Origin of the sequence: Mycobacterium sp. (genome assembly GCF_040509115.1) — a bacterium.
Classification (GTDB): Bacteria; Actinomycetota; Actinomycetes; order Mycobacteriales; family Mycobacteriaceae; genus Mycobacterium.
Genome location: NZ_JBEVLO010000067.1, coordinates 1 through 11,097, shown reverse-complemented (window position 1 = coordinate 11,097; position 11,097 = coordinate 1). Strand labels below are relative to the sequence as shown.

Here is an 11,097-nt window from a genome sequence, read left to right as displayed (position 1 = left end):
CGGGCCAGGGGAAGGAATTCGCCCGGAAGTAACAACCCCCGCTGCGGATGCTGCCAGCGGACCAGGGCCTCGACGCCGGCGATCTGGCCCGTCGACAGGGTGAACTTGGGCTGATAGACCAAGCTGAGCTCGTGCTGATCGATCGCCCTGCGCAGCTGGGCGAAGAGCTGCGGTCCCGTGGAGTGGTGCCGCCGTGAGGTGACGTCGAGGTGCCGCGGCGGGTCGATTTCCCCGACGTCGATCAGCTGCATGTCGGAGGCGAAGGCGCGGACACCGTCATTTTCACTGCGCTTCGCCGCGTACATCGCCAAATCGGCTTGTTTGAACAGAGTCTCCGCTGACGTGTCGGCCCCACCGTCGGACGCCCTCGACGACACCCCGACGCTGGGTCGCATGAAGACGTCGCGCCCGTCGACGACGAAGGGCTCGTCGAAGGCGTCGAAGACGCGACGGGCGACGGCCAACGGTGGGTCGGGGCCGTCCTCGAGGAGGATCGCGAACTCGTCGCCCCCGAGCCGGGCGACGGTGTCACCTGTCCGCACACACTTGAGAATGCGTTCGGCGGCGGCGGCGAGCACCGCGTCACCGGCTGGATGTCCCAGGGAATCGTTGACGAGTTTGAAGTCGTCGAGGTCGATCGACAGGACCGCGACTTCACGATGATCCCTGATCTTGAGGGCGATCGCGTGAGTGAGTCGATCCTGGAACAGGGCGCGATTCGCCAGCCCCGTCAACGGGTCACGAAAGGCCTGCTCGGCCACGATGTCCAGGAGGCGCCGGTTCTCGTCGGAGACGATGAATTGACGGGCCAGCACCGCGAACACCACCACCAACGCCGCGACCAACAGTGGCGCGGAGGTCTCGGAGTTGACCATGCAGACCGTGGACAGCGGCAGGAAGACGTAGGGCAGCCACAGTGCCTGCCGCGACGGCGCACCGGCCAACCCGAATTCGATGTGCTGAGAACGTGAGCCAAGGACCGCAGCCGCGCCAAGGAGTAGCAGCCCCGCGACCCATCCGATGTCGACCAGTCCGCCGCTGAGGTAGACGTTTTCGGCATTGAGGATGACGAAGGCGGTGTCTGACACGGCCATGATCGCGATGGCCGCAGCGAACACCGTCACCACGGCGCGTTGTCCCTTGCGGGCACGCATCAGAATCAGCACCGCAACGGTCAGCAGCACCAGATCGGTCAGCGGGTAGGCCATCGACACCACGAAGGCGAACTGTCCATCGGCCGCGGCATGGAAGACGTCCTCAAGGCCGGTCGCCCAGACGATCACGAACAGCGAACCGGCGACGATCACGCCGTCGAGGAGCAGCCGGATCTGCGATTGGCCAGGACTTCCGACCGGGAGTGCGACCAACGACGCGCAGACGGCGACGGGGAAGAGCAGGTATCCCGCGTCGGCGGCCGACGGGAAGGGGGTCGGGTCCGTGCGCAGCCACAGCTCGTAGTAGGCCCAGACCACGTCGCCGAACAACCAGCAGAGCAGGCCGATGGTGAGAAGTCCCCAGGCCCAACGTTGACGAGCGCGACTGGCCAGCGTGGTCGTCGCGGCGCACCCGACCGCAAATGTCCCTGCGAGGATGGACGCCAGGTCGCTGACTGTGCGGACCACCGACGGACCGCCCCAGCCTGCTACCAGCCAGGCGCCGTATGCGACGAAGGCAACGCTGACCGCACCGCTCGTCACACGGAACCCCGACCGCGGCATCAGCCCCCCAGCTCGTCGTAGACCTTCGGCATCTGGATTAGCTGGAGAGGCCGAAATGCCAGACCACAAGCGTACGTGCACTTGGCGGGGGATTGGTCAGATCGCGGCGGTCGTCATTTCGCGGTCACCGTCCACGGGTCCGACGGGGTATTGCGGGAGTCGACCGGAGCGGGAGCGCTACGCGGCCGAGGCGGCTGTGAAGGACGGCGTGCACGCCTCGACGTGCTGGTGACCGCAGGACCGGCACGACACCTGGTAGCTAAGGTGCCCGTCATCGCCTTCGCGAAAGGTGTAGTCAGCGAAGGCCATGCATCGTGGGCACCGTGCGGCACCTTGTTCGACAACCGCGCTCATGACCGAGCCCTCTCCGTGGGGGCGGCTGTTCATCGGCCGCCGACCCCCGCCGAATACCCATCCTGGCCTGCAGTCAATCCTCGACGTTGGATCGAGCGGACGGGATCGGTTACAGCCGCCCGGCGGCGAAGGCGGCGGCCTCGCCGACCATCCCGTTCACGGGATACAGGGCATGCGCGAACGTGGGTCCCCCGCCGGGAGTGCCGTCGCAGATCGTGTCACCTTGAGCGCACAGCTCGGTGGTCTTGGGCGCATACAGCGGACCGATCACGATCGGCGGCGCCCCGTAGGTCTGGAGGAACTGCGGCGACGGCGTGCCGAACAACGCGACGGCGGCCACGTGGTTGGCCACCTCGGGCGGCAACGGCTGCGGTGGGGCCAGTGCGCCTGCCCCCGGCGGAATGGCGTCGGCGGTGACGAATCCCGTGACCACGGCGCCTTGGGAGTATCCGCCCAGAACCATGCGGGTGTCGGGGCAGTTGGCTGCCATCGACGCGACGTGCTCGCCCTCGTTTCGGATGCCGTCGACGACAGTGTTGGCGAACGTGATCTGGTTGGCGAAGTCGCTGCTGGCCAGGTAGTCGACGGCGTAGACGCCAACCGATCGGTTGCCGACCTGGCCGCGCAATGCGTCGACGAAGGCCTGCCCGACTCCGCCAACTCCCGGCGGCTCACCGGTGCCACGGGCGAACACCACTTCGATGTCGGGGCACGGTTCGGCTCCGGCACTAGGAACGCCGATCGGCGCGCTCACCATCGCGGTTGCGGCCACGACCGCTGCGGCGATGATGCCGCCGATGCGACCGCGCGCCGGCCACTTCGGCTGCCAGCCCCGCCCGACCCTGCTCAACCCAACGTCGCTCAACCCAACGTCGCTCAACCCAACGTCGTTCATCCTTGCCCCAATCGATCAGCCCGACCTTCGGCGAGCGTGCCCGGACGGCGTGCCGCGCAAACCGATGCGTCGCAAACGTCAGATTCTCGGGCTTGGATTCAGTGGCGGCGGTGGGCCAGATCGTCGGCGGGCACGTCGAATTACCTTGCCATGACGAGGATGTGGACCGGGGTCAACTACCGGGCCACTCGCCGGTCCACTTCTCGAACGCCCTGGCACCCTGCCTGTCGATCACGGTCTTGACGACGGAGAAGATGGCGCCCTGGATGGCAGCCGCGAGCAGGATTTCCTTGAACGGATAGTCGGTCTCCAACGCAGTCGGCGGGTCGGGCTTGTCTCCGGGTGCCGCCCGCTTCCAGACCTGTTTGAAGATGGCTCCCGCGACGAGCCCGCCGATGACGGAGCTGACGAGCCCCACCGGTCGGTAGAGGATCTTCGCCGTGGTGGTGGTTTGCTTGGCCGACATCTGTTTTCTTCCTCTCGTCAACGACGGCGACGCCAGATGACGACTCCGACAACCAGGGCGATGACCGCGATCGCGCCGACGGGCACGGCCGGCTTGATCCGACCACGATCATCGGTGGCCCTGTCCGCGATCACTCCCGTCGTCTCGACGGCCTTCTCGACGATCCGGTCCTTGGTGTCGGCCGCTGCCTGAGTGGCGCGACCCTTCACGTCCAGTTTGGCCGTCAGCGAATTGACCGTATCGCCTAGCGCAGCGCGGGTCTCGGCGATGTCGACCTGCAGGTCGTCCACCCCCGCGTCGGGGCCTGGCTCGGGGGGCGCTGAATTAGGTCCGGTCATGGCGGGCGTCCTTCACTTCCTGGATGTCTTCCTTGACGCTGGCCACCGTCTGCTCTGGCACCGGTGACGCTTCCCCGAGCTGGCGCTTGCCAAGTACCGCTGCGACTCCACCAGCTGCGAGCAGCACCGCGCCGACGATGAGGGCGGACGCCCAGACCGGTAGGGCGATGGCGAGCGCGGCCACGGCAGCGGCGATCAGAGTCCCCACGCCGAACGCCGCAAGCAGGCCGGCAACGCTGAAGAGTCCGGCTCCAAGACCTGCATGCTTGGCAGACTCCTGAAACTCCTTCTGCGCCAGCCGCATTTCGTCGCGAACCAACCGTGACGTCTGTTCGGTCAGTTGCGCGATCAGCTCGCCCGTCGTGGCCGGCTCAGTCGAGGGCGGGCGTGTGTTCATCGTGGATCACCGGGCAAATTCTCGGACATGTCTCTTCCTTCTCGCCGACGACTTCGTTGGTGCGGCGGTTCCCCACCCGGGCGGGGCCGAAACATCCTCGGCGGGTCGCGATCGACTTGGTGGTGTCTGGTTATCGCCGAAACCCCGCATTACCCGATATCGCCCCGTGCACTCCGGAGTTTTGAACCATCGGTCAGGGGTAAGTGACCGCAGATCACAATCGACGAAGACTGAGCGGGAGTTGGCACATGAGGGCAGTCACGTGGCAGGGCAAGCGGGACGTTCGGGTCGAGCAGGTTCCCGATCCCAAGATCGAGGAACCCACAGATGCCATCATCGAAGTGACGTCCACCAACATCTGCGGGTCGGATCTGCACCTGTACGAGGTGCTCGGTGCGTTCATGAAACCCGGTGACATCCTCGGCCACGAACCGATGGGCATCGTCCGCGAGGTCGGCGACGACGTTACGAACCTGTCCGTTGGCGACCGCGTCGTCATTCCGTTCCAGATCTCCTGCGGCAGTTGTTACATGTGCGACCTCGCGCTCTACACGCAGTGCGAGACCACTCAGGTACGCGAGCAGGGGATGGGCGCAGCACTGTTCGGCTTCTCCGAGCTCTACGGTGCGGTGCCCGGTGGACAGGCGGAGCTCCTACGCGTTCCGCAGGCGCAGTTCACCCACATCAAGGTGCCCGACGGTCCGCCCGACTCACGGTTCGTCTACTTGTCCGACGTGCTGCCGACCGCATGGCAGTCAGTGGCGTATGCCGGCATCCCCGACGGCGGATCGGTGACCGTGTTGGGCCTGGGGCCGATCGGGGACATGGCCGCGCGCATCGCGCACCACCGCGGCTACGACGTGATTGGCGTTGACCTCGTGCCGGAGCGATTGGCGCGCACCGAAAGCCGCGGGATTCGCACGATCGACATCGGACAGCTCGACGTTCCGGTCGGCGACGCGATCCGCTCGATGACGGCAGGCAGGGGGACCGACGCGGTGATCGATGCCGTCGGCATGGAGGCACATGGTTCACCGGTGGCGAAGACCGCCCAGGCAGTGACCGGCCTCCTGCCGGACGGACTGGCCAAGTCGATGATGCAGAAGGCCGGGGTGGATCGCCTCGACGCGCTGTACTCGGCAATCGACATCGTGCGCCGCGGCGGCACCATCTCGCTCATCGGCGTGTACGGCGGCATGGCCGACCCGCTGCCTTTGCTCACGCTGTTCGACAAGCAGGTTCAGCTGCGCATGGGGCAGGCCAACGTCAAGAAATGGGTGGACGACATCATGCCGCTGCTCACCGACGACGACCCACTGGGCGTCGACGACTTCGCCAGCCACGTCCTCCCACTCGAGGAAGCGCCCAACGCCTACGAGATCTTTCAGAAGAAGCTGGACGGTGCGGTGAAGGTGATGCTCAAGCCGTAGGACTCAATCCTTCTCGTCGGAGTCCTTCTTGTCGGAGTCCTTCTCATCGGCCTCGTCGTCATCCTCGGAGTCGGAGTCGGAGTCCTCTGCCTGGGTATCGGTCTTTGCGCCGCCCAGCTCGATCACGGCCCAATGACTCGGGGAGAGCAGCACGGTCCACTTGCCCTCTTCTCGACCCATCTTGAGCACGCCGTTGTCTATCTCCCACACGGTGTCGTCGCCGTGGTCGGATTCCTGCCCATCGCTGTACGTCAGTTTGAATGCCATGTTCGGAGCCTGCCACGAGCTCGCGGCATGCGCGGGTGCCTTCACGAATCAGCTCCGAGATATCCACCGAATGCGACGATAGGCGTTGAGGCCCATGATTGTTCGGGTGCACGGGTGGGCCAAACTGCTGACGGCATTCGCAGGTGCCGGGTCGGGAGGGGCCGTCTCGTCATTCCGACGTCCCTCCCATGACTGCCGGGGCGACGGGCATACGTGCTTGTCCTGCTTGACGATTGGAGGCGATGCCGGTCCGGGCAGACGAAAGAGGCCCAGCCGCCGGGCTGGACCTCTTGACGTCGTGCGGGTGCGCCGCTACTGGTTGGCCTTCTGGCGCTCCTCGGCGGTCTTTGCTGCGCCGCGGGCTGCCTCGGCTTCGGCTTCCTTCTTCGCCACGTCGCGTTCGGCCTCCGCCTTGTCCTGCTGGGCCTGACCCTCGCGGGTGAGATCGTCACGGCCGGTTACCGTGCCGACGGCTTCCTTGGCCTTGCCCTTGGCGTCTTCGACGACGCCCTTGACACCTTCGGCGGGTCCGCTGTTGCTGTCTGTCATGTGTGTAGCCTTCCGCTTTACGAGTTTCGGATCTTGTCGATCAGCTTGTCCTTGGTCAACTTCGAGTAGCCGTCAAGGCCAAGCTCCTTCGCCCTCTTCTTGAGCTCGGGAACGGTCCAGTCGTCGTACGAGCCCGACTTGCCACCCTTCTTGCCAACACTGCTCGCGCCTTTGGCTGCGACGGCGTTGGAGATTCGGGCTGCCTTTTGTTTGGAGTCACCCTGTTTGCGCAGGTCCTCGTACAGACCTTCATCCTTCAGCGTGGGACTCGATGACTTCGCCATCGGAACGCCTCCTCACAAACTCGTGACCAACCGCTCGCGAAAGCATTCCCGCGTCCTTCGCTCCCAAACCTGGGGAGCCGGCCAGCGCTCGATTACGCGTCGGGAGCGCGGTGACGTCCCTGGTAGGAGTCGGCGTCGTGCGTCGAGTCGTTGGGTGTCCAGCCATGACCGAAGAGTTGCAGAGATGCATCACCGCACATCGGCGCCGATCCGGCCGCCGCATCGCCAAGTGATTCGCCGTCACCGAGTTCGCTCATCGGGTACTTCCTTTGGTGGTCGACCTCTGTGGGGAAACATCGACTTCGATGGGCATACCTCGGTCCGGCGCGCTCGAAACGTCTCCCAAAACACGGCCCGGCCTGACAAGACGTCAGCTGCGCACCGGCGGTGGCTTGCCGCTGAGGATGACCTTTTCGGCTTCGTCGTAGTCCTCGTCGGCGTTGCACGTCAGCGCGCCGACGGTCACTCCACCAGCCTCGTACCAAACGGTGAAGCCGTCATGGTGGGCAACGAGGCGACTCTTCTCGTATCCGTCGCCCCATGCGTGGTACTTCAACGTCGTGTCCCCGATGGTGCTCCAAAAGCCCGGAACGCCGTGCCATTTGGCGCTGCCTCCAGCGGCGTTCTCGCCTGCGATGGTGCCCTGGTCGGCGGCGTCCTGCCAGTGTTCGGTGGACAGTGGGCGGCCGGCGCCAGTGTTGAACGCCTGAGCGACGTCGCCCGCCGCGTAGACGTGCGGGCTTGACGTGCGCATGTCGGAGCGCACGACGACGTGTTCGCCGTTCATCACGAGGTGCGTGGCGCGCGCGAGTTCACTTCGTGGTTTCACGCCGGTGGCGGCGAGGATCAGGTCGGACTCGATCGCCGTCCCGTCGTCGAGGTGCACGGCGCCGTCGGCTATCGCCTGCACCCTGGTCTCGCCTTGGTAGCGAACGCCGGCATCGGACAGGATGCGCAGAATGCGTTGTCCTGCTTCGGTTCCCAGCCGCTTGGCTTGCGGCGTCGGCTCGGGGGACAACAGCGTGACGGGGACGCCGCGCGACGCCAGGGATGCCGCCGCCTCGCAGCCGATGAAGCCGGCGCCGATCACGACGGCCGAACCGGCCTGTGCCGCGGTTTCGCGCAGTCGGTGGGCATCGGCGAGGGATCGCAGGGCGAGGGCCTGCTCGCCCCCGGGGACAGGCAAGGGAACGGGGCTGCTCCCACACGCCAGCACCAGCGACTGATACCGATGGCCGATCCCATCGGCCGTGATCTCCTGCGCGGTGGCGTCGATGGCGTCCACCTGCCGGGCGCGGACCAATTCGATCCGGCGGTCGGCAAACCACGCGGGCGGGTGCATCTCGACCTCGCTCGACGTCCCGCGGAGATACTCCTTGCTCAGCGGCGGGCGCAGGTAAGGAGGATGCGGGTCCTCGGTGACGATCAGGACCGATCCGGTGGCGTCGCGTTGCCGAAACGCCTCTGCCGCCGCAATGCCCGCCGGACCACTCCCGATCACGATCAACCCAGCCACTTCCACGTGGCGCGCTTACCCACCGTCGCGCCGTTTACACCCAAGGGGCGCGGGAAACGCTTAAATGGATGACGCGGAGGTAAATTTGACCAGAACCCTCCGGGGTGATCCGTACGTGCCTACAGTTGCGAGGAGGGGGTAGCGAATGAGTGACGTTGATGACGCAGGCAACCAGACCGTTGCAGGCGTGGCCATTGCGGCGCGAGTGCGAGTCTTTCCGAGCACTGACAAGGAGGCCCACGGCGTCGTCGTGGACGACTTCGGCGATGGGGTGGGAATTCCCGTCGAGATCGGCGGAGATCTGATCGCAGGGCCGGCTCGGCGTTGGGCGGTTCAGCTAGACGACTTGAACCTGGTGTTCGTCGACAGCGACCAGATCGAGGCCGAGTAGCCGGTTCGTTGCCGGGCTAGGACGCGTGGGCGTCCTTCTTGCCGAAGGGCAGCACGTGCACGATCGCCACGACGATGGCGCCGACCACCAACCCAATCACCGCGGACACCCCGGTGTTGAACAACCAGGCGAGCACCCCGCCCGCCCCTTCGACGGCGCCGTGGATGCCCTCTTCGACGTGGTGGATGAACCCGTACGGCGCATGCCAGCCGACCTTGTCCGAGTTCACCAGCAGGATGTGACCACCCACCCAGAGCATCGCCACCGTGCCGACGGCCGATAGCGCGGCGAGCACCTTGGGCATGGCGGACACCAGCCCGAGGCCCACCCGCTGCGAGAACTTCGAGCTGCGCTGCGCGAGGTTGAGGCCGATGTCGTCCATCTTCACGATCAGGCCGACCACGCCGTAGACCGCGATCGTGATGACGAACGCGACGATCACGAGAATGATGAGTCGCGACCAGAACGGCTGGTCGGTCACCTCGTCGAGCGCGATCACCATGATCTCGGCCGACAGGATGAAGTCGGTGCGGATGGCCCCCGACGTCATCTGCTTCTCGGCGTCCTCGCCGACGGTCGCCGTCGGGGCGGCATGTGCGTCGTGGCCCCGGATCTTGCCCCACACCTTCTCGGCGCCCTCGAAGCACAGATAGGTGGCGCCGATCATCAGGATCACCGGGAGCAGGCCGGGTAGGAACTGGCTCAGCAGCAGGGCGGCGGGCAGGATGAACAGCAGTTTGTTGCGCAGGGAGCCAATGGCGATCCGCTTGACCATTGGCAGCTCGCGGTCGGCGGAGATGCCGTGGACGTACTGCGGCGTCACGGCGGTGTCGTCGATGACGACGCCCGCCGCCTTCGCGGTCGCCCGCCCGGCCGCGGCGCCGATGTCGTCGACGGATGCGGCTGTCAGCCGGGCCAGGGCGGCGACGTCGTCGAGGAGGCCGAACAGTCCCGCACTCATCGCGTCTCCCTCATGGAACCTGAGGGTACTTGGGACGCGTCGTTCCGGGGTCGACGCGCGGTGCGATCGGTGCAAAGCGACCGATGCGATCAAGCTCCGCTAATGCCGGGACGTTCTGCTTAGATTTCGTAATGGCGCGCGACCACGAGACCCGGCTGGGGGCCGACCAGCTCGCCGCGCTGGCGGCGGTGGTGGACGCCGGAAGCTTCGATGCCGCTGCCGAGCGACTCTTCGTGACGCCTTCTGCCGTCAGCCAACGAATCAAGGCGCTCGAGGAGCGAGTCGGTCAAGTGCTGGTCATCCGCGAGAAGCCCTGCCGGGCCACCGCCGCGGGGCTCCCGTTGCTTCGGCTGGCCGCGCAGACCGCGGTGCTGGAGGCAGAAGCACTCGCGGAGACGGGCGGCGGGTCGGCCGAGCGTATTCGCGTTTCGCTGGCAGTGAACGCCGACTCGATGTCCACGTGGTTCACCGCCGTCCTCGGCCGATTGCCGGACGCCCTGTTCGACGTCCGAATCGAAGATCAGGACCATTCGGCACGCCTCCTGCGGGAGGGCGCGGTGATGGGGGCCGTCACCACCGAACGCACGCCGGTGCCGGGCTGTCGGGTTCAACCACTCGGGGTGATGCGGTATGTCCCCGTTGCCTCCGCGGCATTCGTCCGGGACCGTCTGGCCGGCGGCTTCACCGCCGAGACCGCTGGAAGGGCCCCGTCGTTGGCGTGGAACCGCGACGATGCCTTGCAGGACATGTTGCTGCGCAAGGCGTTCCGCCGCGCCATCGGCAGGCCCGTGCACTACGTGCCCACCTCGGAGGGTTTTCGGGCAGCGGTTTCGGCGGGGCTCGGTTGGGGGATGTACCCGGAGCAGGCAGCAGCAGCTGGGCTGGCTGACGGATCGTTCGTCAGGGTGTCCGACGTACATCTCGACGTGCCGCTCTTCTGGCAATGCTGGAAGTTGAACAGTCCGATGATCTCCGCAGTGACCGCAGCCGTGACGTCGGCCGGCGCGACCATGCTTCGGCCAGGAGGCGAGGCAGTCGCCCCTACGCATCGAGCGGTCGGCGGCTAGCCCATCTAAACTAGTAACCATTGGAGCGTTGCCGGCGAATAACACTTAGATGCTGGCAGAACTGCGGGCGTTTGTTCAGTGACGACATTCTTGGGGGTGTCGTCTAGTTATATTCTTGGAAGGTGAATCAAATGACATTGACGACGAAGATCGCTGCCGGACTCGGTGCCGCAGCACTATCGCTGATGGCAGCGAGCGGAATTGCGTCGGCAGCCCCCGGTGACGAGGCGATCGTCAACTCGACCTGCTCCTACCCGCAGGTGATGGCCGCGTTGCGCGTCCAGAGCCCGGCCGCGGCCGACGAAGTGGCAGGCAATCAGCTGGCGAACGCATGGCTTCAGCAGCTCGTTGCGTCACCGCCGGCGCAACGCCAACAAATGGTCGACCAGGCGAGGACTTTCCCGCAGGTTCAGCAGAACGTCGGGCTGATCTCCCAGGTCGCGAGCACCTGCAACAACTTCTGA

15 protein-coding genes are annotated in these 11,097 nt (G+C 65.9%); 4 read left to right on the top strand and 11 right to left on the bottom strand.

Features of this window, described 5'->3' with window-relative positions:
- From ABW137_RS05040 to ABW137_RS05020, 5 genes are all read right to left on the bottom strand, one after another.
- Positions 1 to 1,697 (bottom strand): diguanylate cyclase domain-containing protein (locus tag ABW137_RS05040; RefSeq protein WP_526397513.1); only part of this gene is annotated, 1,697 nt, incomplete at its 3' end.
- 484 nt (positions 1,698 to 2,181) lie between these two features.
- Complete coding sequence (locus tag ABW137_RS05035) at positions 2,182 to 2,829, bottom strand: cutinase family protein (protein ID WP_526397515.1); 648 nt, start codon at positions 2,827 to 2,829, stop codon at positions 2,182 to 2,184.
- A gap of 310 nt (positions 2,830 to 3,139) precedes the next feature.
- Positions 3,140 to 3,433, bottom strand: a complete 294-nt coding sequence (locus ABW137_RS05030; protein ID WP_526397511.1) for a DUF4235 domain-containing protein — start codon at positions 3,431 to 3,433, stop codon at positions 3,140 to 3,142.
- Between the two features lie 17 nt (positions 3,434 to 3,450).
- Positions 3,451 to 3,771 carry a DUF3618 domain-containing protein gene (locus tag ABW137_RS05025; protein ID WP_526397509.1) on the bottom strand — a complete coding sequence of 107 codons (321 nt, stop codon included), beginning with the start codon at positions 3,769 to 3,771 and terminating at the stop codon, positions 3,451 to 3,453.
- Positions 3,758 to 4,168 carry a phage holin family protein gene (locus ABW137_RS05020; RefSeq protein WP_526397507.1) on the bottom strand — a complete coding sequence of 137 codons (411 nt, stop codon included), beginning with the start codon at positions 4,166 to 4,168 and terminating at the stop codon, positions 3,758 to 3,760. Before ABW137_RS05020 ends, ABW137_RS05025 begins: the two co-directional genes overlap by 14 nt.
- A gap of 248 nt (positions 4,169 to 4,416) precedes the next feature.
- Between ABW137_RS05020 and ABW137_RS05015 the strand changes: the two genes are divergently transcribed.
- Complete coding sequence (locus ABW137_RS05015) at positions 4,417 to 5,598, top strand: zinc-dependent alcohol dehydrogenase (protein WP_526397505.1); 1,182 nt, start codon at positions 4,417 to 4,419, stop codon at positions 5,596 to 5,598.
- Between the two features lie 3 nt (positions 5,599 to 5,601).
- Here the strand turns inward: ABW137_RS05015 and ABW137_RS05010 are convergent, their stop codons facing one another.
- The 5 genes from ABW137_RS05010 to ABW137_RS04990 form a co-directional block, all read right to left on the bottom strand.
- A complete protein-coding gene (locus tag ABW137_RS05010; protein WP_526397503.1) occupies positions 5,602 to 5,865 on the bottom strand; it encodes a hypothetical protein in 264 nt (87 codons plus the stop codon).
- A gap of 312 nt (positions 5,866 to 6,177) precedes the next feature.
- The gene (mbp1, locus tag ABW137_RS05005; protein ID WP_526397501.1) at positions 6,178 to 6,414 is read right to left on the bottom strand and encodes a microaggregate-binding protein 1; all 237 of its coding nucleotides are present in this window, start codon (positions 6,412 to 6,414) and stop codon (positions 6,178 to 6,180) included.
- 17 nt (positions 6,415 to 6,431) lie between these two features.
- Positions 6,432 to 6,698: a Rho termination factor N-terminal domain-containing protein gene (locus ABW137_RS05000; RefSeq protein ID WP_526397499.1), complete on the bottom strand. Its 267-nt coding sequence runs from the start codon at positions 6,696 to 6,698 to the stop codon at positions 6,432 to 6,434.
- Positions 6,699 to 6,790: 92 nt separating this feature from the next.
- The gene (locus ABW137_RS04995; protein ID WP_526397497.1) at positions 6,791 to 6,955 is read right to left on the bottom strand and encodes a hypothetical protein; all 165 of its coding nucleotides are present in this window, start codon (positions 6,953 to 6,955) and stop codon (positions 6,791 to 6,793) included.
- 113 nt (positions 6,956 to 7,068) lie between these two features.
- On the bottom strand, positions 7,069 to 8,220 hold the full coding sequence (locus ABW137_RS04990; RefSeq protein ID WP_526397495.1) for an NAD(P)/FAD-dependent oxidoreductase: 1,152 nt from the start codon (positions 8,218 to 8,220) through the stop codon (positions 7,069 to 7,071).
- A gap of 139 nt (positions 8,221 to 8,359) precedes the next feature.
- On the opposite strand from ABW137_RS04990, the gene ABW137_RS04985 reads away from it, so the two are divergent.
- The gene (locus ABW137_RS04985) at positions 8,360 to 8,605 is read left to right on the top strand and encodes a hypothetical protein (RefSeq protein ID WP_526397493.1); all 246 of its coding nucleotides are present in this window, start codon (positions 8,360 to 8,362) and stop codon (positions 8,603 to 8,605) included.
- A gap of 16 nt (positions 8,606 to 8,621) precedes the next feature.
- Here the strand turns inward: ABW137_RS04985 and ABW137_RS04980 are convergent, their stop codons facing one another.
- A complete protein-coding gene (locus ABW137_RS04980) occupies positions 8,622 to 9,566 on the bottom strand; it encodes a DUF808 domain-containing protein (RefSeq protein WP_526397491.1) in 945 nt (314 codons plus the stop codon).
- A gap of 131 nt (positions 9,567 to 9,697) precedes the next feature.
- Here ABW137_RS04980 and ABW137_RS04975 point away from each other — a divergent pair, with 131 nt between their 5' ends.
- Together ABW137_RS04975 and ABW137_RS04970 are read left to right on the top strand one after the other, a co-directional pair.
- The gene (locus tag ABW137_RS04975) at positions 9,698 to 10,633 is read left to right on the top strand and encodes an ArgP/LysG family DNA-binding transcriptional regulator (RefSeq protein WP_526397489.1); all 936 of its coding nucleotides are present in this window, start codon (positions 9,698 to 9,700) and stop codon (positions 10,631 to 10,633) included.
- Between the two features lie 131 nt (positions 10,634 to 10,764).
- Positions 10,765 to 11,097, top strand: a complete 333-nt coding sequence (locus tag ABW137_RS04970) for a hemophore-related protein (RefSeq protein ID WP_526397487.1) — start codon at positions 10,765 to 10,767, stop codon at positions 11,095 to 11,097.

What these genes read in the sequence shown, in the direction of transcription:
- ABW137_RS05035 (WP_526397515.1), bottom strand. Translation starts at nt 2,829, where the DNA reads ATGGTGAGCGCGCCGATCGGCGTTCCTAGTGCCGGAGCCGAACCGTGC.
- ABW137_RS05030 (WP_526397511.1), bottom strand. Translation starts at nt 3,433, where the DNA reads ATGTCGGCCAAGCAAACCACCACCACGGCGAAGATCCTCTACCGACCG.
- ABW137_RS05025 (WP_526397509.1), bottom strand. Translation starts at nt 3,771, where the DNA reads ATGACCGGACCTAATTCAGCGCCCCCCGAGCCAGGCCCCGACGCGGGG.
- ABW137_RS05020 (WP_526397507.1), bottom strand. Translation starts at nt 4,168, where the DNA reads ATGAACACACGCCCGCCCTCGACTGAGCCGGCCACGACGGGCGAGCTG.
- ABW137_RS05015 (WP_526397505.1), top strand. Translation starts at nt 4,417, where the DNA reads ATGAGGGCAGTCACGTGGCAGGGCAAGCGGGACGTTCGGGTCGAGCAG.
- ABW137_RS05010 (WP_526397503.1), bottom strand. Translation starts at nt 5,865, where the DNA reads ATGGCATTCAAACTGACGTACAGCGATGGGCAGGAATCCGACCACGGC.
- mbp1 (WP_526397501.1), bottom strand. Translation starts at nt 6,414, where the DNA reads ATGACAGACAGCAACAGCGGACCCGCCGAAGGTGTCAAGGGCGTCGTC.
- ABW137_RS05000 (WP_526397499.1), bottom strand. Translation starts at nt 6,698, where the DNA reads ATGGCGAAGTCATCGAGTCCCACGCTGAAGGATGAAGGTCTGTACGAG.
- ABW137_RS04995 (WP_526397497.1), bottom strand. Translation starts at nt 6,955, where the DNA reads ATGAGCGAACTCGGTGACGGCGAATCACTTGGCGATGCGGCGGCCGGA.
- ABW137_RS04985 (WP_526397493.1), top strand. Translation starts at nt 8,360, where the DNA reads ATGAGTGACGTTGATGACGCAGGCAACCAGACCGTTGCAGGCGTGGCC.
- ABW137_RS04980 (WP_526397491.1), bottom strand. Translation starts at nt 9,566, where the DNA reads ATGAGTGCGGGACTGTTCGGCCTCCTCGACGACGTCGCCGCCCTGGCC.
- ABW137_RS04975 (WP_526397489.1), top strand. Translation starts at nt 9,698, where the DNA reads ATGGCGCGCGACCACGAGACCCGGCTGGGGGCCGACCAGCTCGCCGCG.
- ABW137_RS04970 (WP_526397487.1), top strand. Translation starts at nt 10,765, where the DNA reads ATGACATTGACGACGAAGATCGCTGCCGGACTCGGTGCCGCAGCACTA.